26 protein-coding genes and 1 pseudogene are annotated in these 25,706 nt (G+C 62.8%); 14 read left to right on the top strand and 13 right to left on the bottom strand.

All coding sequences use genetic code 11. From position 1 onward, the window contains the following. Window positions 1-236 precede the first annotated feature (236 nt). Window positions 237-836: a LysE family translocator gene (locus NKJ37_RS27625; RefSeq protein ID WP_023809698.1), complete on the bottom strand. Its 600-nt coding sequence runs from the start codon at window positions 834-836 to the stop codon at window positions 237-239. Window positions 837-932: 96 nt separating this feature from the next. Here NKJ37_RS27625 and NKJ37_RS27620 point away from each other — a divergent pair, with 96 nt between their 5' ends. Then, window positions 933-1,802: a LysR family transcriptional regulator gene (locus NKJ37_RS27620; protein WP_352775852.1), complete on the top strand. Its 870-nt coding sequence runs from the start codon at window positions 933-935 to the stop codon at window positions 1,800-1,802. 71 nt (window positions 1,803-1,873) lie between these two features. Here the strand turns inward: NKJ37_RS27620 and NKJ37_RS27615 are convergent, their stop codons facing one another. The 3 genes from NKJ37_RS27615 to NKJ37_RS27605 form a co-directional block, all read right to left on the bottom strand. Then, window positions 1,874-2,524, bottom strand: a complete 651-nt coding sequence (locus NKJ37_RS27615) for a dihydrofolate reductase family protein (protein ID WP_352775848.1) — start codon at window positions 2,522-2,524, stop codon at window positions 1,874-1,876. A gap of 108 nt (window positions 2,525-2,632) precedes the next feature. Then, window positions 2,633-3,475 carry a protein-L-isoaspartate O-methyltransferase family protein gene (locus NKJ37_RS27610; protein ID WP_023809695.1) on the bottom strand — a complete coding sequence of 281 codons (843 nt, stop codon included), beginning with the start codon at window positions 3,473-3,475 and terminating at the stop codon, window positions 2,633-2,635. Window positions 3,476-3,562: 87 nt separating this feature from the next. Further along, window positions 3,563-4,927 (bottom strand): Nramp family divalent metal transporter, encoded by a 1,365-nt coding sequence (locus tag NKJ37_RS27605; RefSeq protein WP_352556103.1) that lies wholly within the window; start codon window positions 4,925-4,927, stop codon window positions 3,563-3,565. 236 nt (window positions 4,928-5,163) lie between these two features. On the opposite strand from NKJ37_RS27605, the gene mntR reads away from it, so the two are divergent. Beyond that, window positions 5,164-5,616 (top strand): manganese-binding transcriptional regulator MntR, encoded by a 453-nt coding sequence (gene mntR, locus NKJ37_RS27600; protein ID WP_352775845.1) that lies wholly within the window; start codon window positions 5,164-5,166, stop codon window positions 5,614-5,616. A gap of 94 nt (window positions 5,617-5,710) precedes the next feature. Beyond that, on the top strand, window positions 5,711-5,899 hold the full coding sequence (locus NKJ37_RS27595; RefSeq protein WP_352440442.1) for a hypothetical protein: 189 nt from the start codon (window positions 5,711-5,713) through the stop codon (window positions 5,897-5,899). An 83-nt stretch (window positions 5,900-5,982) separates the two neighbouring features. Here the strand turns inward: NKJ37_RS27595 and NKJ37_RS27590 are convergent, their stop codons facing one another. After that, window positions 5,983-8,082: a hypothetical protein gene (locus tag NKJ37_RS27590; RefSeq protein ID WP_352775841.1), complete on the bottom strand. Its 2,100-nt coding sequence runs from the start codon at window positions 8,080-8,082 to the stop codon at window positions 5,983-5,985. A gap of 188 nt (window positions 8,083-8,270) precedes the next feature. Between NKJ37_RS27590 and ypfJ the strand changes: the two genes are divergently transcribed. The 3 genes from ypfJ (at window position 8,271) to NKJ37_RS27575 (ending at window position 11,303) form a co-directional block, all read left to right on the top strand. Then, a complete protein-coding gene (ypfJ, locus tag NKJ37_RS27585) occupies window positions 8,271-9,191 on the top strand; it encodes a KPN_02809 family neutral zinc metallopeptidase (protein ID WP_023809690.1) in 921 nt (306 codons plus the stop codon). Window positions 9,192-9,345: 154 nt separating this feature from the next. Further along, window positions 9,346-10,482: a TCR/Tet family MFS transporter gene (locus NKJ37_RS27580; protein WP_352775838.1), complete on the top strand. Its 1,137-nt coding sequence runs from the start codon at window positions 9,346-9,348 to the stop codon at window positions 10,480-10,482. Continuing rightward, window positions 10,371-11,303: an aldo/keto reductase gene (locus NKJ37_RS27575; RefSeq protein WP_502902019.1), complete on the top strand. Its 933-nt coding sequence runs from the start codon at window positions 10,371-10,373 to the stop codon at window positions 11,301-11,303. The genes NKJ37_RS27580 and NKJ37_RS27575 overlap by 112 nt, the downstream gene beginning before the upstream one ends. 47 nt (window positions 11,304-11,350) lie before the next feature. Here NKJ37_RS27575 and NKJ37_RS27565 read toward each other — a convergent pair whose 3' ends face one another. The 3 genes from NKJ37_RS27565 to carA all read right to left on the bottom strand — a co-directional run bounded on the left by NKJ37_RS27565 (window position 11,351) and on the right by carA (window position 13,285). Further along, the gene (locus NKJ37_RS27565; protein ID WP_023809687.1) at window positions 11,351-11,731 is read right to left on the bottom strand and encodes a helix-turn-helix domain-containing protein; all 381 of its coding nucleotides are present in this window, start codon (window positions 11,729-11,731) and stop codon (window positions 11,351-11,353) included. A gap of 14 nt (window positions 11,732-11,745) precedes the next feature. Next, window positions 11,746-11,997: a type II toxin-antitoxin system RelE family toxin gene (locus NKJ37_RS27560; protein ID WP_023809686.1), complete on the bottom strand. Its 252-nt coding sequence runs from the start codon at window positions 11,995-11,997 to the stop codon at window positions 11,746-11,748. A 70-nt stretch (window positions 11,998-12,067) separates the two neighbouring features. Beyond that, complete coding sequence (carA, locus tag NKJ37_RS27555; protein WP_031212679.1) at window positions 12,068-13,285, bottom strand: glutamine-hydrolyzing carbamoyl-phosphate synthase small subunit; 1,218 nt, start codon at window positions 13,283-13,285, stop codon at window positions 12,068-12,070. A 278-nt stretch (window positions 13,286-13,563) separates the two neighbouring features. Here carA and NKJ37_RS27550 point away from each other — a divergent pair, with 278 nt between their 5' ends. Beyond that, window positions 13,564-14,013, top strand: coding sequence for a GatB/YqeY domain-containing protein (locus tag NKJ37_RS27550; RefSeq protein ID WP_023809684.1), 450 nt, complete (start codon window positions 13,564-13,566; stop codon window positions 14,011-14,013). A 128-nt stretch (window positions 14,014-14,141) separates the two neighbouring features. Next, window positions 14,142-14,456 (top strand): hypothetical protein, encoded by a 315-nt coding sequence (locus NKJ37_RS27545; protein WP_352555724.1) that lies wholly within the window; start codon window positions 14,142-14,144, stop codon window positions 14,454-14,456. Window positions 14,457-14,565: 109 nt separating this feature from the next. Here the strand turns inward: NKJ37_RS27545 and NKJ37_RS27540 are convergent, their stop codons facing one another. Then, complete coding sequence (locus NKJ37_RS27540; RefSeq protein WP_352555725.1) at window positions 14,566-15,471, bottom strand: LysR family transcriptional regulator; 906 nt, start codon at window positions 15,469-15,471, stop codon at window positions 14,566-14,568. 102 nt (window positions 15,472-15,573) lie between these two features. On the opposite strand from NKJ37_RS27540, the gene pcaD reads away from it, so the two are divergent. The 3 genes from pcaD (at window position 15,574) to NKJ37_RS27525 (ending at window position 17,131) form a co-directional block, all read left to right on the top strand. After that, window positions 15,574-16,365 (top strand): 3-oxoadipate enol-lactonase, encoded by a 792-nt coding sequence (pcaD, locus tag NKJ37_RS27535; protein ID WP_023809681.1) that lies wholly within the window; start codon window positions 15,574-15,576, stop codon window positions 16,363-16,365. Window positions 16,366-16,627: 262 nt separating this feature from the next. Continuing rightward, a complete protein-coding gene (locus tag NKJ37_RS27530; RefSeq protein ID WP_352775832.1) occupies window positions 16,628-16,873 on the top strand; it encodes a hypothetical protein in 246 nt (81 codons plus the stop codon). Window positions 16,874-16,918: 45 nt separating this feature from the next. Next, window positions 16,919-17,131 (top strand): hypothetical protein, encoded by a 213-nt coding sequence (locus tag NKJ37_RS27525; protein WP_352775829.1) that lies wholly within the window; start codon window positions 16,919-16,921, stop codon window positions 17,129-17,131. Between the two features lie 60 nt (window positions 17,132-17,191). Here the strand turns inward: NKJ37_RS27525 and NKJ37_RS27520 are convergent. Continuing rightward, a pseudogene (locus NKJ37_RS27520) lies at window positions 17,192-17,631 on the bottom strand (DUF2267 domain-containing protein). Between the two features lie 228 nt (window positions 17,632-17,859). Between NKJ37_RS27520 and NKJ37_RS27515 the strand changes: the two are divergent. Further along, on the top strand, window positions 17,860-18,498 hold the full coding sequence (locus tag NKJ37_RS27515; protein ID WP_352775826.1) for a hypothetical protein: 639 nt from the start codon (window positions 17,860-17,862) through the stop codon (window positions 18,496-18,498). Window positions 18,499-18,585: 87 nt separating this feature from the next. Here the strand turns inward: NKJ37_RS27515 and NKJ37_RS27510 are convergent, their stop codons facing one another. Together NKJ37_RS27510 and NKJ37_RS27505 are read right to left on the bottom strand one after the other, a co-directional pair. Next, on the bottom strand, window positions 18,586-19,503 hold the full coding sequence (locus NKJ37_RS27510; RefSeq protein ID WP_128305495.1) for an NADP-dependent oxidoreductase: 918 nt from the start codon (window positions 19,501-19,503) through the stop codon (window positions 18,586-18,588). 483 nt (window positions 19,504-19,986) lie between these two features. After that, window positions 19,987-20,970 carry a hypothetical protein gene (locus NKJ37_RS27505; protein ID WP_023809678.1) on the bottom strand — a complete coding sequence of 328 codons (984 nt, stop codon included), beginning with the start codon at window positions 20,968-20,970 and terminating at the stop codon, window positions 19,987-19,989. Between the two features lie 401 nt (window positions 20,971-21,371). On the opposite strand from NKJ37_RS27505, the gene NKJ37_RS27500 reads away from it, so the two are divergent. Further along, window positions 21,372-22,103 (top strand): DNA helicase, encoded by a 732-nt coding sequence (locus NKJ37_RS27500; protein ID WP_352613102.1) that lies wholly within the window; start codon window positions 21,372-21,374, stop codon window positions 22,101-22,103. Window positions 22,104-22,122: 19 nt separating this feature from the next. Here the strand turns inward: NKJ37_RS27500 and NKJ37_RS27495 are convergent, their stop codons facing one another. Beyond that, on the bottom strand, window positions 22,123-23,076 hold the full coding sequence (locus NKJ37_RS27495) for a hydrogen peroxide-inducible genes activator (protein ID WP_352613104.1): 954 nt from the start codon (window positions 23,074-23,076) through the stop codon (window positions 22,123-22,125). 263 nt (window positions 23,077-23,339) lie between these two features. Here NKJ37_RS27495 and katG point away from each other — a divergent pair, with 263 nt between their 5' ends. Next, on the top strand, window positions 23,340-25,538 hold the full coding sequence (gene katG / locus NKJ37_RS27490; protein WP_023809675.1) for a catalase/peroxidase HPI: 2,199 nt from the start codon (window positions 23,340-23,342) through the stop codon (window positions 25,536-25,538). Window positions 25,539-25,706: the final 168 nt, after the last annotated feature.

The following is a 25,706-nucleotide window of genomic DNA, read 5'->3' as shown; positions in this document are numbered from 1 at the left end:
CCAAGCCAAGGTCCGGGCGGCCGCCCGGACCTTGGCTCAATCGCTCTAATCCCACGAAATCTCTCTCGTGTAGATACAAGGTGGCTCGGCGAAGCCGAGACGGAGAGGGGGACTGGCTCGACGGAGATCAAGTTTCAAGAAGTATCCGCCCTACGAAGCCCCCTCTCCGACCGCTTCGCGGCCACCTCTCCCCCGCGTTGCGGGGGCGAGGAACCCAGGTTCTGCAAGGCCGCGCTTTACGCCGTCCGCCACATCGGAATGATCGAGGCGGCCAGCACCAGCGCCAGCACGATGTTGAGCGCGCGCCATTGCCATTCGGTCTTGAGCAGCCGCGCCAGCACCATTCCGGCCACGCACCACAGCGACAGCGAGGCGGCCGCCGCGAGGCCGAAAGTGGCGCCGAGCAGCAGCGCGAGCTGCATCGGCCCGCTGGCCAGCGCCGCGAACGAGGCCGCGGCGCCCAGCCCCATCGCCCAGCCCTTCGGGTTCATCCATTGAATGCCGGCGCCGCCGAGAAAGCTGTTCGGCCTGGCCATGCTCACATCCAGATTGGGCGGTCCGCTGCGGCCGATCTTGATCGCCAGCCAGAGGAGATAGAGCGAGCCGATGACCTTCATGGCCAGTTGCAGCGAAGGCATGGCAAGCAGCAGACCGGCGAGCCCGGCGGCGGCGGCACCCGTCACCGTGGCGAGGCCGGCGGCGCTGCCGACCAGCAGAGGCACGGAACGGCGAAACCCGAACTGGGCGCCGGACGCCGTAGACAGGGTTGTGGCGATGCCGGGCGTGGTGGTGGCGACGATGGCAAACAGGATGAGCGGGAGAATGGGCTCGAGCATGCGGCGTCCTCTGTCAGGGCTGCGATCGTAGCTGCGCGCGAACTTCAGTAAATGCAATGTTTGCCATGGTCGGCATTAGGATGGATAATGCCAGCCATGATCCGAAATCTCGACATGGCGCTGATCCGCACCTTCATCACCGTCGCCGACAAGGCCAGCATGACGGCGGCGGCCAATGCGCTGCACCTGACGCAAGGTGCTGTCAGCCAGCAGGTCAAGCGGCTGGAGGAGGCGCTCGGCTCCTGCCTCTTCGAGCGCGACCGGCGCGGCTTGCGGCTGACGCGCGCCGGTGAACAGCTGTTCGGCAGGGGCAAGCGGTTGCTGGCCTTGAATGACGAGATCTGGGCGGAGATGGCTGGGACACCGGTGGCCGGCCAGGTGCGGCTCGGCGTGCCCTACGACCTTGTCGGCACCTTGCTGGCGCCGGTGCTGAAGACCTATGCCGAGACCTATCCGCAGGTCGAGATATCGCTGGTCTGCGCCTCGTCGCCGGAATTGGCTGCTGCCCTTGCGGCCGGGACCATCGAACTTGCGGTGATCGAGGAACGCGTCGGCCCGTCGGCGGGCGAGTGCCTTGCCATCGACCGGCTGGTCTGGGTCGGCGCCAAGGGCGGCGTTGCCCGCGCCAAGCGGCCGCTGCCGGTGTCGATCGTCGCCGACACCTGCGCCTTCCGCCCGGCGGTGCTGGCGGCGCTCGGTGAGCATGGGCTGGAGTGGCGCACCGTGTTCGAAAACGGCAACATCGACGCGACGACGGCGACGGTGCGCTCCGACCTCGCCGTCACCGCCTGGCTAGCCTCCACGGTTCCGGCGGATCTCGACATATTGCCACCGGAGTCCGGCCTGCCGCCACTGCCGAATTTTGCCATCAACCTGCATCTGCCGAGGCATGGGGTAGGGCCGGCGGCGCAGGAATTCGCACGCCATATCCGCGATGGGCTGGCACGACGGCCGGTGGCGGCTTGAGAGACTTCTCAGAACTTGGGTTCCTCTACCCCGTCGATCGGGGGAGAGGAAAGGGTGCAAAGGCCGTCCTGCTACTTCCAGTTCTTGCGCCGTTCGAGCTCGGCGTCGGACGGCTCCCCTGTGACAAACGACCCAACCTTGATCTCGCCTGATCGTTCGTAGGTCGCCATGATGACGCCGGTGCTGGTTGCCTGCGACTTGATGAGCTTGAAGGCGGCCGGCATCGCGCTGTCGCCGAACAGCCGCTTGCCCTTGCCCAGCAATAGCGGGAAGATCATCAGCCGAATTTCGTCGATCAGCCCGTTGGCGAGCAAAGTCTGGATCAGATCGCCAGATCCCTGGATGAGCAGGTCCGGCCCATCCTCCTGCTTGAGGCGGCGCAACGTCGCGATGATATCGGGTCCGAGCGCTTGCGTGTTCTGCCAGGTGAGGGTGTCAGGCCGATGCGTCGCCACATATTTGGTCGCGGGGTTGAAGGCATCCGCGATCGGATCTTTCTGATACGGCCAGTAGGCGGCGAAGATGTCGTAGGTTCTGCGGCCGAGCAGCAGGGCGAAAGGCTTGGAGAACAGTTCATCCATCGCCGCGGCCCCCGCCTCGTCAACGTAATGGAAGGTCCAGCCGCCGAACTTGAAGCCGCCGGCCGGATCCTCTTCCGGGCCGCCGGGTGCCTGCATGACGCCGTCAAGGCTGACGAATGTCGCAGAGATGATCTTTCTCATTCCAATGCTCCCGTTCTTCGATCCACGCCGTCGTGGCCGGACTTCAGCCCAAGGACGGGCGACGAGCCACCGGTCCGACAGGACATATGAAATTTTGGCAAACCACCATCATTTGCGAGGCCCGGGGTGGAGATCTTCCGACGAGAACCAGACATCGCCCGATATGGCGGTGGCGGTGTCGTCCGGTGCCCTGTCCTGGACCAGCCAGATCGAGCGGCTGCGCGCGGCCTGCTCGCGCGTCGGGATCCTCGACGCTGAGTCTGCGAGCGAGGCGCCGACACAGGGAATGAACCACGATCGCATGAACGGATCGCAGGCGAAGCCTTTTTGCGTGCGGATCACCATCACCGCCAGTGGGACGCGCTCGGCCGGGCGCCAGGGGAAGATCATGCGGCCGCCAGGTCGCAGCGCCTTCAGCCACCCTGCTGGTGGCGCTGCGACGCCAGCATTGACATAGATGATGTCGGATGGCGGCAGGGGCGTCGTCACCGCATCGCCATGGACGACCGTTGCATTGCCATATGCTTCGAGATTTTTGCGCGCCAGATCGGCCAGTTTTTCGTCGAGTTCGAAGCCGGTGACGGTGCCGCCTGGTAAAACCAGCCTGGCCAGCACGGCGGTGTAGTAGCCGGTGCCGGCGCCGATATGAGTGACGGCCTCACCAGGTTTAGGCGCAAGCTTTCCGATCCACATGGCGTGCAGGAAGGGCTCGCCATTGTTGATGCCCTTGTCGTCGTCGAGCGTCACCAGCACGTTCTGATAGATATGAGCCGGGTCGGCGCTCGGCGTCGTGACCTTGCCGTTGCCGGCGATGACCGTCCACGGCCCGGGACCAAGAAACGCTTCGCGTGGCACCTCGGCGAAAGCCGCTTCCAGGCGTGGGTCGGGCGAGCCGGCATTGGCGACCAGCAGCCGCGCGTAGAATTTCCTGATGTCTTCGATCCGGGCCATGCTGCGGGACAACATAGCGCGGATTGCCAATTTGTCGCGAGGCTACCCTCTGCGCAGAGGGTAGTCGATTTCCCGGCGAGGCGGAGCTTAGCCGATCCCGAACAGGGTGTCGTAGAGCAGCTTGAAGTTGAGCCCCAGGATGACTGCGGCGACCACCCAGGCAAGGGCGGCGACGCCGCGCGGAATGGCGAGATTGCCCATCTTCTTCTTGTCGGAGACGAATTGCACCAGCGGGACGACTGCGAAGGGCAACTGCATCGACAGGATCACCTGGCTGAATACCAGCAACTGGCCGGTGCCCTTTTCGCCATAGAGCGCGGTGACGACCACCACCGGGATGATGGCGAGGCCGCGCGTCAGCAGTCGGCGTGCCCAGTTGGGGATGCGCAGGCGCAGAAAGCCTTCCATGATGATCTGGCCAGCAAGCGTCGCCGTCACCGTGGAGTTGAGGCCGGAAGCCAGCAGCGCCACCGCGAACAGGATCGAGGCGATGCCGAGGCCGAGCAGCGGCGACAGCAGCTCGAAGGCTTGGCCGATCTCGGCAACGTCTTGATGGCCGGTGTTATGGAAGGCGACCGCCGACACGATGAGGATCGAGGCGTTGACGAACAGCGCCAGCATCAGGGCGATGGTCGAGTCCGTCGTTGCCCATTTGATGGCATCGCGCTTGCCCTTGTCGGTGCGCTCATAGGCACGGGTCTGCACGATCGAGGAGTGCAGATAGAGATTGTGCGGCATGACGGTGGCGCCGATGATGCCGATGGCGATGTAGAGCATCGCCGGATTGGTGACGATTTCCGACGACGGCACGAACATGGCATGCAGGATCGAGCCGGCCGGCGGGGCGGCGACGAAGATCTGGATGGCGAAGCAGCTGAAGATGATGATCAAAAGCGCGATGACGAAGGCTTCGAGATAGCGGAAGCCCTTGTTCATCAACAGCAGCACGAGGAAGGCATCGAGCGCCGTCAGCATGGCGCCGCCGATCAGCGGAATGCCGAACAGAAGTTGCAGCGCGATCGCCGTGCCGATGACTTCGGCCAGATCGCAGGCGATGATGGCCAGTTCGCAGGCGATCCACAGCACGAAATTGACTGGACGGGGATAGTAGGCGCGGCAGGCCTGGGCGAGGTCGCGGCCGGTGGCGATGCCGAGCCGTGCCGCCAGCGCCTGCAAAAGGATCGCCATCAGGTTGGACAGCATGATGATGAACAGCAGCGTGTAGCCGAACTGCGCGCCGCCGGCGAGATCCGTCGCCCAGTTGCCCGGGTCCATATAGCCGACCGAGACCATGTAGCCGGGACCCATGAAGGCGAACAGGCGACGGAACCAGACGCCCGAGTTCGGCACGGCGATGGAGGAATTGACTTCGCGCAGGCTGGGCTGCTCGTCCTCGTCGGGCCTGGCGAACCGCCATGAGGAACGGGAGGCTGTGGCTTCGGCTTCAGACATGAAGGAGGGCTTTCCGCGGGACTGGACGATGTTGCCTCAAGCTATGCCATGGCTCAACATTATGCAATATGCTATATTTCATTGTCGTTGCTTTTAGGCGGCTGGCGGTCATCGGGTGAAACGGCAATCGGAAGCGCGCTGGTTGCACCTGTGGCGGAATGCAAATAAACGGCCTGAAGAATCAGAGCCCGTGCTATGAAAGCGTGGACGGGTGATAGCCTCGGGAGGAGCGCGTATTGGCGCCGAAGAACAGACCAGTCCCGCGTGAGCCGCTGCTCGACGCCGAAATTCATTCGGAGGGATTCCGGCAGCAGCGCGAAGCGCGCCGCAGCGCGCTGGTCGAGGATTATGTTGAGCTGATCGCCGATCTGATCGAGGACGGCAACGAGGCGCGCCAGGTCGACATCGCCGCACGCCTTGGCGTCGCCCAGCCGACGGTGGCCAAGATGCTGACCAGGCTGTGCGCCGACGGGCTGGTGTCGCGAAAGCCCTATCGCGGCGTTTTCCTGACCGATGCCGGCCGCAAGGTCGCCGAGGAGAGCCGCATCCGCCACCAGACGGTGGAAGCCTTTTTGCGCTCGCTCGGTGTCAGCACCGAGACGGCGCGCATCGACGCCGAGGGCATCGAACACCATGTCAGCGCCGAGACGCTGGAAGCCTTCCGCAAGGCCATGACAGCAGTGCGCTGAGCTTCCGCCTGGATTTCCCCAGCCACCGGAACCCTCGCACGCTGAGCACGTTGGGTCTGACATCCGCGCAAGGCGAGCGGCAAGGGAGGAAGCGATGGGCGTTGAACAGGCACCGACCGCAAAGGGCAAGCAGGCTGCCGAGGGACTGAAACAGGCGGCGGCCAGGGATGAGCGCAAGACCGAAGCGGAGACCGGCCATCCGTTGAAAAAGGGCGCGGCTCGTTTCGAGGAACGTTCGAAGAGCTCCGACGGCAAGAGCGCCGGCGCCAAGCAGGAAGATTAGACGTCTGTCAGGTTGACGTCAGCTGTTCTGGGCGAACGCCGTCTGCCGGAACGTGGTGGCGGCGCTTTCAACAAACCGTTCCCTCACTCGCGGACGTCCTGCACCCAGCTGCGCGGGTGGCCGTCGACGCGGAACTGGAAGATGAAATAGGGCGGAATGCAGGTGCCTTTGCCAGCTTTCGCTTCCGCCAGATCGTCATAGCCTGCGGTGCAGATGTAGTCCTCGCGGCAGGGATGCGCCTTGTCGCAGGCTCGTAGGCCGGCGGTCTTGGTAAATTCCTTCGTGCAGAATTTGTGGTCCTTGCCCGACGCGATGCAGTCGTTGAAGCCGGTCTTGGCCAGACGCCCGCACGTTGCTTCGTCGGGAAGCTTGTCGCAGCTTGCCTTGCGCAGCATGCCACCGGGAAAGCCGCCGGTCTTCTGCTGCGGATTGTCGTAGCGCTGGCGCGCGGCGCCATAGCCGGCGAGTTTGACCAGCGGCTTCTTGTCCTTCGCGGAGTCGATGGCGCAGGCCTTGGCGGTGGCCGGCGACAGGCGGCAATACTGGTCGCTGCCCCAGCTCGACATCTTGATCTCGCCGAACTCGACGGGGTCGCCGACCACCGTGCCTGCTTCGCTGACGCAGGTGCCGAAGCCTGGATGGAAGGCGCTTTCGTGGACACCGGCGCAGCGCAGGCCCGCACCGCAGCTCCAGTCCTTGAAACTTGCATCCTCGCCGCGATAGCAGATCGAGCCCCAGCCATTGTAGAGGTCGGTGCCCTTCAGCGCCTCGGCATATCTGGCGTCCGGACGGGCGGCGAAGCTGCGCGTAAAGTCTAGCTGACTGCCGGCGGCGAACTGCTCGACGATGGCGCGGCGGCGCGGCAGGTCGGCGAAGAACACGGCCGAGCCCGGCACGAAGACGGCGTTGCGGCGCGGCTCGCTCACCGGATCTGCGCCGGTGTAGTGGAAACCGGCAATGCCACGCGTCTGATGGCAGCCGGTGCAGCTCATCTCGTTGAGCCGCAAGTTGAAGCCGGCCACCGACTTGATGGTCGAGAGTGTGTTGCCCCTGGCGACATAGTTCTTCAGCGCCTTGTCGATGTCCGCGTCGTCGACCAGCCCGTAGACGATGTTGTTCTGCGACCGGCTGAGACCGCCGGGGGCGACGGAGACGGCGCTCCTGGCCAGGAACTTTTCGTCGATCACCAGCCGGCCATGGTCGAGGTCGTAGATGTTGCGGTCGGTGAGCAGCCATTTGGCGAAGGACGGCTTGTCGGCCAGCACAATGGCGCGGTCGATCTGGTTTTCCATCTTCGCTTCATAGAAGCTGGACGCAGCCGGATCCCATTTGAAGATCTTCAGGAGATATTCGGCATGGCCGCCGAAATCGCGCCGCGTCGAGGCCGACAGCCTGAGCACCTGCATGTTGAGTTCGAGCCGCATGATCTGCGACGAATTCAGCATGGTGCCTGACAGCGGCCCTTCGTCGGAGCGCAGCCAGGCGGCAAGCTGGTCGGGTGGCAGGTCTTTTTTTCCAGCTGCCAGCCAGCGCTGGGCAACATCGGCGCAGGACACGTCAGTGGCGCTTGGCAGGTCCTTCGAGGCGCGCGCTTGTGCCTGCCTGGGTTTGGCGTTGAACACCAGGCTCATGGTCAGCGGCAGGCGCGAGGAAATGCGCTGGCCCGCCTTTCCCTTCACAGGCTTTTCCGCGACCGAATAGTGGAAACGGTAGATCAGCCGGATTTCGCCGCATTCGGTGTGGCCGAGATAGCCGCGGTCCATGCGGTTGACGACGCCGGTCAGGTCCAGCGTCGAGCCGTCGTCATCGATGTATTTCGGATTGAATTTCTGGCTGGTGTCCTTCGACTTCGCCATGGCAGCAACATAGGGGTCGGGGCTGGTCTTCGGCTCGTCGGCTATCTGCCGCTTGACTGTGTCGCGCACCGTGGCCAGCGCCGGCACCGAAAACAGGCCGCGATTGTCGACCTCGCGGGTGAGGCCGAGTGCCGGGCCCAGCAGGCGGCTGATCGACAGGCCACCACGCTCCAGCGCCTGCAAGGTGGCGGGATCGGTGACGGCAACGCTGGAATCGAGCGTGGCGGCACGGGCGGACCCGATGCCGAAACAAGTCAATGCCGTCAGCAACAGCAGGAATTGGCCGATCGTCCGCAAGCGCCCCTCGCTTCCCAGAGAAACGGACATTAACGGTCTTCGATAGTCTCGGCCATGGGGACGATTGCAACGCCGAGCCGCTCGCCGCAACGAGCTTGGCCGCAAGGCGACCCGTATGGCCAAAAAGGCCATCGAAAAATGCTGTGACTTGGCGCAACCATTGGGATAATTGTTTGTTGCCCCGGAACAACGGGGAAGTTGCTGCACGAGGAGTTGCCATGCTCTGGAAGGGCCGTCGTCAGAGTGACAATATCGAGGACGACCGCAGCGACAGCGGCGGTGGCGGACTCGGCGGCGGCGGTGGCCAGTTCCGCATTCCGATCGGCGGCCGCACCGGTGGCGGCGGCAGCATCTTCCTCGTCATCCTGGTGGTGCTGGCCGGATGGTATTTCGGCTTCGATCCGTCGACGATCCTGGGTGGCGGCGACGGCGGCCTGCTGCCGGGCGGCGGCGGCCAGATCACCGACAACAGCGGACAGGACAACGGTGCCACACCGGCCAATGACGAGATGAAGCAGTTCGTGGCCACCGTGCTGGCCGAGACCGAGGACACCTGGTCCGGCATCTTCAAATCTCAGGGCCTAACCTACGAGGATCCGAAACTGGTGCTGTTTTCCGGCCAGGTCCGCTCGGCCTGCGGCTTCGCTTCCGCGGCGGCCGGACCGTTCTATTGTCCCGGCGACCACAAGGTCTATCTCGACATGACCTTCTTCCAGCAGCTCGACCAGCAGTTCGGCGCCTCGGGCGAATTCGCCCGCGCCTATGTGATTGCGCATGAGGTCGGCCACCACGTGCAGAACCTGACCGGCATCATGTCCAAGTTCAACCAGATGCGGCAAAGCATGGGCGAGGTCGAAGCCAACCAGATGTCGGTGCGAATCGAGCTTCAGGCCGACTGCTTTGCCGGCGTGTGGGCGCATTACACCGGGCAGAAAGGCATATTGGAGCAGGGCGACATCGAGAGCGCACTGAACGCCGCCAAGCAGATCGGCGACGACACGCTGCAGAAGAAGACGCAAGGCTATGTTGTGCCGGAAAGCTTCAACCACGGCACCTCGCAGCAGCGGCAGACCTGGCTGGCGCGTGGTTACAAGAGCGGCAAGCTGTCGGAGTGCAACACGCTGAGTGGGCCGATCTGACAGACCGTTTTCGAGCTTCACCTGCCGGCGATGCTGCCGTCAGGGGGTGTCAGGATGAATAGAATCAGCCTGTTCCCACATTGTTCCTTGCGGCGGGCTCGCCTATAAGTGCGTCCGCCTGCGCCTGAGGGCGAGCAGAGGAGCTTGATCCTGCATGATCGACCCTAAAACCGCCAGACGGGGCCTTGCGCTCGTCTTCACCACGCTGCTGCTCGACATTATCGGCTTCGGCATGATCATGCCGGTGCTGCCGGCCTATCTCAGGGAATTGACCGGGGTCAGCATCAGCGGCGCGGCGATCGAAGGCGGCTGGCTGTTCTTCGTCTATGCGGCGATGCAGTTCGTCTTCGCGCCGATCATGGGCGGCTTGAGCGACCGGTTCGGGCGGCGGCCGATCCTGCTCGCATCGGTGCTGACCTTCTCCATCGACAATCTGATCTGCGCGGTCGCCTGGTCCTACCCGATGCTGTTCATCGGGCGTGTGCTGGCCGGCATTTCAGGCGCCAGCTATTCGACGACTTCAGCCTTCATCGCCGATATTTCGAATAATGAGAACCGGGCAAAGAATTTCGGCTTGCTCGGTATCGCGTTTGGCGTCGGCTTCGTCATCGGGCCGGTTCTCGGCGGGCTGCTCGGTACGTTCGGGCCGCGCGTGCCGTTCTATTTCGCCGCCGGGCTCGCCTTCGTGAATTTCCTCATTGCGTTGTTTTTCCTCCCGGAAACGCTCGATGACAAGCATCGCCGCCGCTTCGAGTGGAAACGCGCCAACCCGGTCGGCACGCTGCTCCAGATGCGCCAATATCAAGGCATCGGCTGGATCGGGCTTGTCTTCTTCCTGATGACGCTCGGGCACATGATGTATCCGGCGGTCTGGTCGTTCGTCTCCAGCTATCGCTATGGCTGGAGCGAGCAGCAGATCGGCTTCTCGCTCGGCGCCTTCGGCCTGTGCGGTGCGATCGTCATGGCGACGGTGCTGCCGCGCGTGATCCCGAGGCTTGGCGAGTGGAAGACGGCGGTCATCGGCCTGACATTCACGGCAGCCAGCGCCTTCGGCTATGCCTTCGCGTCGCAAGGCTGGATGATCTATGCGGTGATCGTCGTCGGCTGTCTGGAAGCGCTGGCCGATCCACCGCTGAGGAGCCTCGCCGCCGCCAAAGTGCCGCCATCGGCGCAAGGCGAATTGCAGGGGGCGATGACCTCGATCTTCTCGATCACCTCGATCATCACGCCGCTGCTCTATACGGCGATCTCAGCGCCGCCCGCCCGGATGCCGATCAGGTCGCACGGCTGATCGGCACCGCCGTCGATCTCGGCCTGACCAGCTTCGATCATGCCGACATCTATGGGAACTACGAGGTGGAAGCGGCCTTCGGTGCGGGATTGGCGCGCTGGGAAGGCAAGCGCGACAGCATCGAGCTGATCTCGAAATGCGATATCATGCTGAAGTCGCCAAACCGGCCGGACAACCGGCTGAAGCACTACGATACCGGTGGCGGCCATATTGTTGCGTCGGTGGAGCGGTCGCTTGCCAATCTCGGCACCGACTATATCGACCTGTTGCTGCTGCACCGGCCCGACCCGCTGACGGATGCCGACGAGACGGCGGCAGCTCTTGCCAAGCTGGTCACATCTGGCAAGGTGAGGGCGGTCGGCGTCTCCAACTTCACGCCGTCGCAGTTCGATCTGCTGGCCTCACGGTTGCCGTTCGCCCTCGCCACCAACCAGATCGAAATGTCGGTGCTGAAAACGGCCGCATTGACCGACGGCAGCCTGGACCACGCGCAGCGCCTTGCCTATGCGCCGATGATCTGGTCGCCGCTCGGGGGCGGCTCGCTGTTCACCGGCAAGGAGGGGCGAGGCGCGGGTGCGGGCAGCGCTTGCTGCGGTGGCCGCCGAGATCGGAGCCGGCGATCTGGCTGCCGTCGCGATCGCCTGGCTATTGCGCCATCCGGCCCGATTGGTGCCGGTGCTGGGTTCGATGAAGCCGGAACGGCTGGCCGCCATGGTCAAGGCGTTGGAGATCAGCCTCGACCGCCAGCAATGGTTCGCCATCCTGGAAGCCAGCGAAGGCCGGCCGGTGGCGTAGGACGAGATACTAGAGTCTTTGTTTGACGCAATTCCCGGACGGAAAACCGTTTCACACTTTTCCCGGGATTGCTCTAGGTTTCGATCCATTCGCCGGGGATATCCAGCGTCTTTGCCAGCATGGCACTGGTCTGCGGCGATGGTTTGCGACGATTGGATTCGAGGTCGGACAGGAAACCCTGGCTGACACCAATAGCAGTCGCCAAATCGGCTTGGGTCAGGTTGCGCCAATTGCGCAGCGCCTTGAGCCGGCTCGAGCCCCGCAGGATATCCATGGTCACGGCAGCGGGCAGGGGCTTTTCCGTTTTGAGCTCGGCCTTCCGTTCATCGTAGATCGCCACATCCGCAGCATCCATGGCTTCTTCAGCGGCATGCAGCAATGCCTCGTAGTCGGCCCTCGGGATGACGACCAGTTCTTCGCCGGTTGAGGTCTTGATGATTTGCGGGGCGTTCATGATGATGTCCTGTCCTATGGCCTGCTATAGGTCGTCGTTTCACGCTTGCCGATGTAGATCGCGAGAATCGTGGTGCGGTCTTCGTCGAATATGACGCGGTAGCGGCCGATACGCAGTCTATAACCGTTCCGGCCGGCAAGACGCTTTACATCTCCACGACCGCTGACGGCGTAAGTGATCAAACCTTCGGAAACCTGCTCGCGGACATCCGCCGGCAGGTTATCGAGATCGCGAGCCGCCGATACTGAAAGGATGATCGTCTTCACAACAAATAATATCGCACATTTATCGCTTTGCGTTAAGCGATATTATAGCTAACAGCCGATCCTCAAAGGATCAGGCCCGTTCGGCCAGCAATTCCTCGCCGCGCTTTTCGCGGATCAAATTGACGAAGCGGCGGAACAGGTAGTGCGAATCCTGCGGGCCGGGGGAGGCTTCGGGGTGATGCTGGACCGAGAACACCGGCCGGCCGGTCAGCGTGATGCCGCAGTTCGAACCATCGAACAGCGAGACGTGGGTTTCCTCGACGCCCGATGGCAGCGAGTCGGCATCGACGGCAAAGCCGTGGTTCATCGAGACGATCTCGACCTTGCCGGTGGTGTGGTCCTTGACCGGATGGTTGGCGCCGTGATGGCCCTGGTGCATCTTGGCGGTCTTGCCGCCCAGCGCCAGTGCCAGCATCTGGTGGCCGAGGCAGATGCCGAACACCGGGATGTCGGTCTTCAACAGATCCCGGATGACCGGCACGGCATAGTCACCGGTGGCTTCCGGGTCGCCGGGGCCATTGGAGAGAAAAATGCCGTCCGGCTGCATGGCAAGGATTTGTTCGGCGCCGGTCTTGGCCGGCACCACCGTGACCTTGGCGCCGAGGCCGGCGAGCAGGCGCAAGATGTTGCGTTTGACGCCATAATCGATGGCGACGACGTGCATTGTCGGTTCGGTCTGCTCGCCAAAGCCTTCGTTCCACACCCAGGGCGTCTCGCGCCAGACCGAGGACTGGCCCGACGTGACTTCCTTGGCGAGGTCAAGCCCGATCAGCCCCGACCATGCGGCGGCGCGGCGCTTCAGATCGTCGAGGTCGAACACGCCATCGGGCGCATGCGCGATGACGGCGTTGGGCATGCCCCTTTCACGGATCAGCGCGGTGAGCGCGCGGGTGTCGATGCCCGAAAGGGCGACGATGCCGCGCTTCTTCAGCCATTGGTCGAGACCAGCGCCGGCGCGGTAGTTGGACGGGTCGGTGACATCGGCCTTGAACACGGCGCCAACGGCGCCGGCGCGGGCGGCCGGATTGAGGTCCTCGATGTCCTCGTCATTGGTGCCGATGTTGCCGATATGCGGGAAGGTGAAGGTGACGATCTGGCCGGCATAGGACGGGTCTGTGAGGATTTCCTGGTAGCCGGTGAGTGCTGTGTTGAAGCAGACTTCGGCGACGGCGGAGCCGGTGGCGCCGAGGCCGCGACCTTCGATGACGGTGCCGTCGGCCAGCACCAGAAGGGCGGTCGGCTTTTCAGTGGTCCAGGCGGGCGTCGAGGCGGCGGTCATCTCGGCCATGGCGGCACTCCTATCGGGCTGCCCGCTGCAACCGGCCCGGCGGGCCATCTGCGCGGCAAACGGCGCGAAGCGGCGATTTTCGCGGCCTCCACGCAGTCAAATTTCCGTTCATGCAAGGCCCAGTACATAGGGGAAGGGGGCAGAGCGGTCAATGATCATGCGAAATGCCGCCATGTTTTATTTCGCCTAGCAAAATCAGTGGCTTGCCCCGGCATATCAGGGTTTGCCTTGGCTCGCCCCCGGCGCTATTGTCCGCGCCGATCGAAGGAGAATGTACCATGCGCGGCAAAATCGCCGAATCCCTGAAGAGCGCGATGAAGGCGCAGGACAAGCACCGGCTGCCGACATTGCGGCTGATCCAAGCGGCCATTCACGACCGCGACATCGCCAATCGCGGTTCGGGCAAGGAGCCGGCCAGCGATGAGGAGATCCTGCAGATCCTGGCCAAGATGGTGAAGCAGCGCGAGGAATCGGCCAAAGCCTTCGACGACGGCAAACGGCCGGAACTCGCCGCGCAGGAGCGCGGCGAGATGGAGATCATCCGCACCTTCCTGCCGACGCAGTTGGACGATGCGGCGGTGACGGCTGCGGCGCGCGAGGCGATCGCCGCGACCAGTGCGGCCAGCCAGAAGGACATGGGCAAGGTGATTGCCGCACTGAAGCAGAAATATGCCGGCCAGATGGATTTCGGCAAGGCGAGCGGCATCGTCAAGGGTCTGCTGCAGTAGGGTGCTGCTCATCTCGTCGCTTGGGTGGCCGACCGGGCGCTCCCGGAACCCAGATCCGTCCGGAAGTCCAGGAGTTGGAACTCGGATACCGCCGAGATGTTTATCCGTCATGCAATTGGAGAGATGTCATGACTGAGAACGAAACCCGCTATGAAACCGGTGCGACGAAATATCCGGCAAAGACCGATGCCGACGCTTCCGATGAATTCTCCCAGGATGCGGCCGCCAACAAGAAGCCCGCCGGCGGCATCGGGCTCACCCGCCGGGTGGGCGAAGTGGAAGACCGAACCCGCCAGTCGGACGGACAAAACCCGCCAAGGCAAGGCACGCCGAGCGCCGCAACCGAAAAGACGTCCGGGGCCGGCCCCGCTATCGCGGAGCGTTCAAAGGACGCCAAGGCTCCGAAGAGCGGCCGCCAGCCTGGAGCGTATGTCAAGAAGTGATCGCTGGACGGGACCCGAGGTCCTAGCATTGCACGGCCGGTCATTAACGACCGATTTACACTTGCGCCTTTCGCGACTGGTTGGTCGGTATCTGTCCGGGCCTCCTCGGCTACAATGCACGGCGCAATGCCGGCGCTTCCTGCTGGATATGATCCCACAGCCGGTTGGCGATCGGCCCATGCGGCCGGTCGCGGCGCCGCGCCACCACCAGTTCGTCGGTGCGGCCCGGCAGATGGCGGCCGGCAATGGATTGCAGGCGCCCGTCATGCAGTTCTTCCTCGATCAGGAAGCGGGGCAGGTGGCCCCAGCCAAGGCCCTGCAGGATTATCTCCTTCTTCATGCCCTGGTCGGCGACGAGGCATTGCGGCGCGCCTTCGATCAGCGAATAGTTTTGTTGTGGCGAATGGCGGGCGCTGTCGCGCATGACGCATTGGGTGAGTGCCTGCATCTGGTCCAGGGTGATCGGCTGCTCGATACGCTCGGGCAGAAAGCCCGGCGCCACCACGGGAATGAAGGACACCTTGCACAGATCGACCCATTCCACCCGCGCATCGCCCTTGTCGACCCAGTGCAGGATCAGATCGGCTTCGTCATCGAATAGACGCTCCCATGGGCCGCCGACCGCTTCGAAATGCAGATGCAGGCGGGTGCCGGGGCACTGTGCGAAGAACCGCCCGAGCATGCCCAGCACATGCGGGCGCGGGCACAGGTCGCCTATCACCACGTGGATCTCGCTTTCCTCACCCATCGCCAACTGGGCGGCATGGACGCGCAAACCATCCAGCTCGCGCAGCAGCGATAGCGCTCGGCGGTGGAACGACAGCCCTGCCTCGGTCGCACGCACGCGATAGCCGCTGCGGTCCAGGAGGCAAAGGTCGAGCTGTCGCTCCAGCTTGGCGACGGCAGCGAACACCGCCGGATGCGAGCGATGCAGCACGGCCGCCGCAGGCTGAAAGCCGCCGGTGCGAATCACCGCATCGAAGCATTGAAGGTCGTGGAGAGTAAATTCGGTCATGTCGGTTTTTATTACAAAGATTGTCCCATCTTTGTAATATCAACAAAATTATCCCTCGGCTACGTTTGGCCTCATTCAAACGTTCCAGAAGGAATTTTCATCATGAACAAGCTGAATTTCGTCACGACGGGCGACGGCACGCGCATCGCCTACCGCTTCGACGGCGAGGCAAGCAAGCCGGTGCTGGTGCTATCGAATTCCATCGGCACCACGCTGCACATGTGGGACAGGCAGGTTGGCGAGTTGTCGAAGCATTTCCGTATCCTGCGCTACGATTTTCGCGGCCATGGCGGATCGAGCGTTCCTGTCGGCGCCTACTCGCTCGACCGGCTTGGCCGCGACGTCATCGAACTGCTCGACGCGCTCGACCTGCAACGCGTACATTTCCTTGGCCTGTCGCTTGGCGGGTTCGTCGCGCAGTGGCTCGGCATCCACGCGCCCGAGCGGATCGACCGGCTGATCCTGAGCAACACCTCGTCTCATCTCTCGCCGGCAAGCTATTTCGACGAGCGGATTGCCGCGGTGCGGCAGGCACCGGACATGTCGGAAACCGCCGAGACGTTCCTGAGCAACTGGTTCCCCGCGTCGATGGTTGCCGCCAACGAGCCCGTGGTCGAAGAGTTTCGCACCATGCTGCTGGCTATCGACCGGCAAGGCCTGGCGGGCCTGTTCGCGGCGGTTCGCGACGCCGATCTTCGCCGTACCGTAGCACTGATACCGCGACCGACGCTGGTGATCGCCGGTCGGCACGACACGGTGACAGCAGCCAGCCACGGCGAGATGATTGCCGCGGCGGTGCCCGGCGCGAAGCTGGTCGTGCTGCCCGCGGTCCATCTGTCGAACATTGAGTATCCGGCAGAGTTCATCCAGGCTGTGGTCGATTTCCTGCGCTGAGCTGGAGCGCGACGGAAAGGCGTCCGGCGCCAGTCCGGTGGTCGCCGAACGTTCGAAGGAGGCCATGGTTCAGAAGAGGGGCGGCGGCCTCGGTCAACGTGAGCGCCTAAGCCGAACCGAGCCCATCTGGCGAAAAGCGTCTTCAACGCTTTTCGGAACGATCCCGTCACCTTGCCATTATCAGCACGAGGGCAGGCTCGGACCCGACCTTAGAGGTGGCCGGTGACTTTCGAGCGCCAACACGAACACGCCGGAGGAAGCGATGACTGGACGCAAAACCCACGATCAACAAATTCGCATCATTGAAGAGCGGGAAAACACAAAGAACCCCGGCAAGGATTTCGATTCAGAGGCGGATCTGAAACGATCAGCGGCGGAACGCGAAGCGCTGCGCAAGGGATCGGACATGAGAACCGACACACCGGACCTCGTCGATCCGGACGACCGCAACATCCTTCGCGGCAAAAATCAGGAAAGCGTCCATCACAAAAACCGTCCTGACGACTAGATGAGCACCGATCCTGGAACATTTGTCATAGATTGGAGGCAGCCCATGGCACGCGGGAGCAAGAAACACATCGGAGCAGGTTCGCAGGGAAAGGGTTCCGGGACAGGCGCCATGACCGTAACGCCAAAGGACAAGCTCGAAAACAAGGTTCTGTCCAATCGCGACAAGGCACAGCATTCCAAAGAACGCGGTTTGGACTCCAGGCAGGTCGCGACAGAGCAGCATCAGGATCATGCCGCCAACCGTTTACGGGACTGACGCCCTGCTGGACGCCAGCCTCGGCGCGCCGCTCGGAGGCCGTCAGAGTCGTTGCCGTCGCTATTTGACGCCGAGGCTCTCGGGCCAGAGCGCCTGGATTTCCTTCGGCAGCGCATCGCGCACCTTGGCCGACTGGCCCAGATCAATATGCCGTGCAAGAACTCGGAACACCGAGCGTGCCGCCTCCTCGGGATCGACGGGGCGGATCGATTTCAATTCCTCGCCGATGTGCTGCGAGAAGTTTTCAAGGGAGCGCGTTTTGTCCGGCTCGGCTGCGGGCCGGTAGTGGTCGTAATAGGCGCCGCGCACCAGGATCGGCAGTTCCGCCCCAAGTTTGGCCGCAAGCCCGATCTGCAGCCTGTCCCTTACGGTCCGTAAGACCGCGCCCAATATGTGCCATGCATCCGCCGATCCGGACCATGATCGTCCATGATCTCGTCGAGCCAAATGTTGGTCGTCTGCAGCGTCCTGTCAAAAACATCCAAACCGGTAGCGCTCATCATCGCCTCCTCATCAAATTCATGTCTGGTTTCGAAACGATGCTTGGGGACAATCGTTTCGCTATCTGTCTACAAAATTGGCTCGGTCTGTGATCCGGCTCTGCTCCGGGATCACGGAACCGCTCTTTGTTGCGCTGGAACCCCTTCCGAAGCAGTTCGTTCCTTGGGTGGGCGGCTTTGAGGAGTTGATTGGGTGGGGGGAGCGCGTCCCGCAACAGGTTTTTTGCGATGCCTGCAAGGAAGACAAAAACCGATGAAGGCGAGAACCGGCAGCAACTCCTGCAGATGATGACCACGGAGCATTTGGTGCTGGGGACCGCCAGGGCGGCGACGACTCAGGAGGCGAATCAGCGCGCAAATTTGTTCCTGACTTCGGTATCCAGCGCCACGATCGCCCTTGCCTTCGTCGCCCAGGTGACAAGGATGGGGCTTCCTTTCATGCTGTTCAGCCTGATCCTGTTGCCATGCCTCTACTTCATCGGGCTGGTGACATTCGTCAGGGCTGTGCAGGTGGCCATCGAAGACATGGTCCACGCCCGCGGCATGGCACGCATCAGGCACTACTACACCGAGCTTACTCCCTCGATGGCGCGCTATCTGGTTCACTCCACTCATGACAACCAAACGGCTCTGCTGGCCGATGTCGGCCTCAAGCCAAGGCCCTGGCAAGCGTTCGCCGGAACCGCAGGAATGGTGAATGTCGTCAACGGTGCCATCGCCGGTGTCTTTGCCGGCGTGATGCTCAAGGTTGTCATTGGCTCGACAGTCAGTCTTGCCGTGACTGTTGGCATTCTAGCCTTTGCGGTGAGCAATTGGTGCCTCTGCAACATCACACGCGCAGTTGGGCAAGCGCGGAGCACAAGCTGAAGGTGCTGTTTCCGAACCTGCCGGACAGCGACGGCGAGGCGCGGATCGGATAACCCGTTCGAGAGGGACTGCAGAAGCACCAACTCGCTAGGCGGAAACCTCAAGCACGATCTTGCCACGCACATGCTCATTTTCCAGCCGTTCTTCCGCTTTGGCGACCTCTCCAAGAGGGTAGGTGGCTAGCACGAAGGGGGTGACCTTGCCGGCGTCGATGAGGCGGCCGATCTCGGCAAGGTGCGCCGCATTCGGCTCGGCCAGATAGGAGACGCCACGCGCCCGACGCAAGTTTGCCTTTTCCTGCGACGGTTGGGAAAGAGTGGAAACGAGCGTCCCGCCTGGCTTGAGCACATCCCAGGAACGGTCCTGCGTGTCGCCCGCGATAAGGTCGAACACCAGGTCGACCGCATTGACGACCTCTTCGAAACGCTGATTCTTGTAGTCGACCGTCTGATCGGCGCCAAGCTCACGCACGAAAACGACGTCCTCGGCGGAAACGGTTGTCGCGACGAACGCGCCCGCGGCCTTGGCCAGTTGGATCGCCAGATGACCGACGCCGCCGGCGCCGCCATGGATGAGAACCCGTTGCCCGGATTTGAGGCCGCCATGGTCGAAAAGGCCCTGCCATGCAGTGATGCCGGCAAGCGGCACCGCCGCGGCTTCGACATGGCTTAGACGATCCGGTTTCGCAGCCGCCTCCGTCGCCTTGACCACGACATATTCGGCATTGCCGCCCCGGTCATGACCAAGCATCGCAAATAACGGGTCGCCCTTCTTCAACGTATGCGCCCGCGTACCGCATATTTCCACCGTGCCGGACACGTCGCGCCCGAGCGTGATCGGCAGGGTTTCGCTCACCGACCCTTCGCGGGTCTTGTAGTCGATCGGATTGACGCTTGCGGCGCGGACCCTGAGCACAACCTCGTCGTCAAGCGGCTGAGGCGAGGGGACTTGATCGATCGAAAGGACCTCAGGTCCGCCAAAAGCGTGGATGCGGACTGCTTTCATGTCGGCATACCTCCTATTGTTTGGCTGTCGGCGACGGTGTCTGCATGTCGTCAGCGGCTGTGCAGCCCAGGTTGCGGAGGCAGCCACACCGGCTTCCCAGCCGGGCAACGCCGCCGCAAGGACGGCATCCTGCTAGGCCGTAGACTGCGTCGGCGGGTTCTGATTCATATAGCGGCAAGGCTGTAACCAGACTTGCTGGCCTTCTAACTGGGTAGCAGGCCGTTGGTTCCAACCACCACAATCGGCTGAACGTGGTGCCGGAAATTCTTTCCTCGGCCAGAGCATTCAGCCAGTCTTGATCCATCCGGCCCTTATGCACACAGCTGTTTCGAGTTGCGACATCGAGGAGAGAGGCGGGGCACCGGAGCTACCGGCGCGCTGGCCTTGGAGATCGGATTGAATCATTGATGGTGGGTCGCAGGGCTGCCGATCAATGCGGTTCGCACGCCGAACATAAAGCGGCGCGGCGGTGCGATGCGGACTTCAAGACGCTTCGCAGATCGGCAGCGGCTGCGGCGGCGGTGCCGGGTGATCCTTCCTGTATTGGGCGATGATCGGCTCGAGGGTCTTTCGCGGCCAGAATTTAGGTGTGCCGATTTCCTTCAGGCAGGACGCGTTCCAGTAGGCGCCCGGCTGTGAATGGTTGGCTGCGACCGCGGCGATGTCGCGCGATTCCGGGTAGATATAGAGCGTCGTCGGATTGTCCTTGACCATGGTGATGATCTGCTGCGCATCCGCCGGCGACCAGCTGGTGCAGCCATTGCTGCGGCCGCCGGCATAGTCCACCAGTTTGCCGAACGGCACGAAGCCGTCATGGTCGGCATGCGAACTTTTCGGGTTTTTGCGCAGGCATAGGCCGTGCAGCACCTGGGCGGCATGGCCGCCGATCACCCGCTGCCTGGCATTCGCGGCCTCGCCTTCGCCGTCGAACTGGATGAAGGTGCGCTGGAAAACCGCGTCCTGTTTCGCAACGGTGCGGTAATAGCCCTTGAACGAGGTTTTTGCCTCGCGGGTGATATAGCCGCCGCCGGCCGTCAACGACGAATCCATCGCATTGCCGAAATTCTTCGCGCACCGCTTGCTGTTCGAAAAATCGACAACGCCTTTCAAATCCCGGCCGCTGCCATGACCCGACGAAATCGCGCGAAACGACTGGCTGGCTTCGCAGATGACGTAATAGCGGCGCCCCAGAACGCCATCGCCCAGATCGCTGGGGCGCGTCGCATCCATGGCGAAGTAGCAGGGGTTCTTGACTGCACCTTGCGCGACCTTCTTCCGGTAAAGCGCGCGGGCTCGTTCGAGGACAATTTGTGAGATCTGGCCGTCGCTGTTGCCGATGTGAGCCTGCAGCCAGGCCGGAACGTCAGATGGTGCGGCAAAGGATCGAGCCGACATCGTCAAGGCAATGGCGGCGACGAGGAGGCTGAGGATCGGGACGATACCCAGAGGGACGAATCTCAACCGCACTGGATCAACTCCTGCCAAAGCCATTTCCTTGCGGTGTTGCCGCCGGGAATCGATCATAAAGGGTCTCGCATTATCAGGCGAAACACATCTTGTTTAGCGCACCCTTTGTTAACGCGTGCCCTCCGCAAGTCCGCACGAAGAGCCATGAAGGAGATCGACGCGCGCAAATGCTCCTACGCCGGGATGCTGGCTCCAGGCTTGCAGCGGGCTCCCCGCATCTTTGAATGTCTGCGATTTTCGATACGCAGGGATTGAGCTATCATCTGATTCTGGCGCAGCCCACGCCTCCTCCCTCCGCCGGGAAAGCATCGTTCATGCAGGGCTTTCCGATCACCGAACCGACTGTTCGAGCGCCAGGCATAAGGAGGGATTGCGGAAACTGCTCGCACCAGGAGGTTTGCATGAAGTTGTCCGCGCCGGTCTATTATCTGAAGCGTCAAGCCAGGCTGTTGTCCCGCGAGGGCAAGATTGCGCTCCACGAAGCGCTCGATCGTGTTGCGGCACGGGAAGGTTTCAGCAGTTGGAGCCTGCTTGCAGCCGAGGCAGCCGAGGCAGCCGAGGCGGCCGAGGTGGCACCTGCCGGTGTACTGTTTGCGCAACTGGCGCCCGGCGACCTGGTTCTGGTCGGTGCGCGACCCGGCCACGGCAAGACGCTGATGAGCCTCGAACTCGCGATCGAAGCCATGAAATCAGGCCATCGCGGCGTGTTCTTCACGCTGGAGTATACGCAACGAGATGTGCTCGACCGGTTTCGCGCCATCGGGGCGGATCCGGCGCGGTTCAACGACCAGTTCGTGTTCGACAATTCCGACGCCATCAGCGCCGACTATATCGTCAAGGCATTGGGCTCGGTGCCGCGCGGCACGCTGGTGGTGATCGACTATCTGCAACTGCTCGACCAGAAGCGGCAAAATCCGGACCTGATGGCGCAGGTTCGCACGCTGAAGTCGTTTGCCGGCGACAAGGGATTGATCCTCGTCTTCATCTCGCAGATCGATCGGTCATACGATCCGGCGAAGAAGCCATGTCCCGATATCAGCGATGTGCGGTTACCGAACCCTCTGGATCTGTCGCTGTTCAACAAGACCTGTTTTCTGAACAAGGGTGAAATCCGGTTCCACGCGGCAGGCTGACGATCCGGTCAGTCTGCCTTCATTGGGCCGCTGCCGGCAGCTTCAGAGGCTGTGCAACCGATGCCGAACTGTGCTGCGCGCGCAATGCTTCGGCCGCCTGGCGAACCACTTCGGATATAAGCAGCAGCTGTTTGGCGATCGGGCTTGTCTTGCGCCAGATCATGCCGATCGTCCGCGATGGTTGGGGATTGGCGAAGTGGGCGATAGAGACTGCCGCGGAGCGCGTCTCCACCGGCACGGCCATTTCGGGGATCAAGGTGACGCCGACGCCGGCGCCGACCATCTGCACCAGGGTCGACAGCGAGCTGCCGTCCAGCAACTCGCGCGGCCGTGCCGAATGCATGTTGCAGAACGACAGCGCCTGATCGCGAAAACAATGGCCCTCCTCGAGCAGGAGCAGCCGCATCTCGCGCAGCATTTCGCGGTTGGGCACCGGCTTTCCCTCATCCTCGCCGGGCCGGACCAGCACGAAGTTCTCGGCAAACAGCACGATTTCCGTCAGCGAGGGTTCCGACACCGGCAAGGCAACGATGGCCGCATCGAGCCGGCCGTCGGCCAGTTCCTGGATCAGCTTCTGCGTCTGCGTTTCGCGCACGTGGATATCGAGCCCGTCATGCATGCGGGCGAGGTTGCCGATGATGGCAGGCAGAAGATAGGGTGCGATCGTCGGGATCACGCCGATGCGCAACCGTCCCACCAGCCGGTCGCGCGAGGCGCGGGCCAGATCCGTCAGCTCGTCCACCGAGCGCAGGATGTCGCGGACGCGCAAGGCGAATTCCTCGCCGAAATTGGTCAGCCGGACCTGGCGTGGGCCTCTTTGGAAAAGCGCCGTGCCAAGCGTTTCCTCCAACTCCCGGATCTGCACCGAGATGGCGGGCTGCGAGATGGCGCAGGCATCCGCCGCGCGTCCGAAATGGTTGTGCCGCGCCAGTGCCTCGAAATAACGCAACTGCTTCAGCGTCAGGTTTGTCATAATGTCATCTTATCGCTGTAATCAGGAAATCCAACTTAAATTAATCAGACGGCTTTGCTATACGAGTCGCAACGAAGATGAGGAGCAGCCGGGACCGCCTGGTGAGGCGCATGCCCGCAGCAACAGGACATCCAACATATTCGGTCGCGTATCGGGCATATGGTCATCGCGCCAGCCATGAAACGGACCGCCTCCAGGGACATTTCTATGTCCCTGTCACCCAGCAGTTGAACAGCTCAACACAGCCACGATCGGAGAAGAACATGGACGCACAGACCGATGATCCCAGCGCCGGCAAATGCCCCGTTGCACACGGATCCTCCAGCAGGAGCAACCGTGACTGGTGGCCCAACCAACTCGATCTTGGCGTTCTCCATCAGCAATCGAACCTTTCGGATCCGATGGGCGAAGAGTTCGACTATGCCGAGGAATTCAAGTCGCTCGATCTCGATGCGGTGATCAAGGACCTGCACCAGGTGATGACGGATTCGCAGGATTGGTGGCCGGCCGACTTCGGCCATTACGGGCCGCTGTTCATCCGCATGGCCTGGCACAGTGCCGGCACCTACCGCATCGGCGATGGCCGTGGTGGCGCCGGGGCAGGCCAGCAGCGTTTCGCACCGCTCAACAGCTGGCCGGACAATGCCAATCTCGACAAGGCGCGCCGGCTGCTGTGGCCGGTCAAGCAGAAATATGGCCGCAAGATTTCCTGGGCCGACCTTCTGATCCTCACCGGCAACGTCGCGCTGGAATCGATGGGTTTCAAGACCTTCGGCTTCGCCGGCGGCCGCGCTGACGTCTGGGAGCCCGAGCAGGACGTCGACTGGGGTTCGGAAACCAAGTGGCTCGACGACAAGCGCTATTCCGGCGACCGTGAACTTCGCGGCCATCTCGGCGCCGTGCAGATGGGGCTGATCTACGTCAATCCGGAAGGGCCGAACGGCACGCCGGATCCGCTGGCCTCGGCCCGCGACATTCGCGAGACCTTCGCCCGCATGGCCATGAATGACGAGGAGACCGTGGCGCTGATCGCCGGTGGTCACACCTTCGGCAAGACGCACGGTGCCGGCGATGCGTCGTTGGTTGGCGCGGAGCCAGAGGGCTCGATCATCGAGGCGCAAGGCCTCGGCTGGTCGAGCAAGCATGCTTCCGGCATTGCCGGCGACGCCATCACCTCGGGCCTCGAAGTGACCTGGACCACGACGCCGACCAAGTGGAGCAATAATTTCTTCGACAATCTGTTCGGCTTCGACTGGGAACTGACCAAGAGCCCGGCCGGCGCCCATCAGTGGACGCCAAGGGGTGGCGCCGGGGCCGGCACCGTTCCGGATGCGCACGATCCGTCAAAGCGCCGCGCGCCGGCGATGCTGACCACCGATCTCGCGCTGCGGGTAGATCCTGCCTACGAAAAGGTGTCGCGGCGCTTCCACGAGCATCCGGAGCAATTCGCCGACGCCTTCGCCCGCGCCTGGTACAAGCTGACCCATCGCGACATGGGTCCGGTCGCCCGCTATCTCGGCCCGCTCGTGCCGAAGGAAGAGCTGATCTGGCAGGATCCGATCCCGGCCATCGACCACGAGCTGGTCAGCGAGCAGGACATCGCCTCGCTGAAGGCGAAGATCCTGGCATCGGGCCTTTCAGTCTCCGAATTGGTCTCGACTGCGTGGGCCTCGGCCTCGACGTTCCGCAATTCCGACAAGCGCGGTGGCGCCAACGGGGCACGTATCCGACTGGCGCCGCAGAAGGATTGGGACGTCAACCAGCCGGCGGAACTGTCGAAGGTGCTTGCCAAGCTCGAAGCCATTCAGAAGGAGTTCAACGCGGGCAGCAAGAAAGTCTCTCTTGCCGACCTGATTGTGCTTGGCGGCGTTGCCGCGGTCGAGAAAGCCGCGAAGGACGGAGGCCATGAGGTGAAGGTGCCGTTCACGCCAGGCCGCATGGACGCCTCGCAGGAGCAAACGGACGTGCATTCCTTTGCCGCGCTCGAGCCAAAGGTCGACGGCTTCCGCAATTACGTCAGGGGCAAGCAGCCGATGTCGGTCGAGGCCATGCTGGTCGACCGGGCGCAGTTGCTGGCGTTGACCGCGCCGGAATTGACGGTGCTGGTCGGCGGTCTGCGCGTGCTCGGCGCCAATACCGGCGGATCGAAGCACGGCGTGTTCACCGACAGGCCGGGCACTTTGACCAACGACTTCTTCGTCAATCTGCTCAGCATGAACACGGTCTGGGATCCGGCCGCCGGCTCTGTTCCGGGTTCGGAAGAGGTGTACGAGGCGCGCGACCGCAAGACCAAGGCGGTCAGGTGGACCGGCACCCGTGCCGATCTGATCTTCGGCTCGCACGCCCAGTTGCGTGCGCTTGCCGAGGTCTATGGCTCCGCGGATGCAAGCCAGAAATTCGCCAGGGATTTCGTGGCGGCATGGACCAAGGTGATGAACGCCGACCGCTTCGACATCGCCTGACTTCGCATAAGGGTACTCCCGCGCGCCTGCGCCGGAGCTCCAGTCCTCCCAAGGACATAAGATCGGGGCCGCGTTTCCAGCGATGGAAACGCGGCCTTGTCGTAAGAGGCTGCTCCTTGGTGGACCGTGCCTTGCCGGGCAATGCTGCTATTTATCGGCGTAGCGTCT

The sequence above is a fragment of the Mesorhizobium sp. M0140 genome (assembly GCF_040322475.1).
GTDB lineage: Bacteria > Pseudomonadota > Alphaproteobacteria > Rhizobiales > Rhizobiaceae > Mesorhizobium.
The sequence above is the reverse complement of the archived record's forward strand: the minus strand, read 5'-3'. Positions and strand labels throughout refer to the sequence as shown.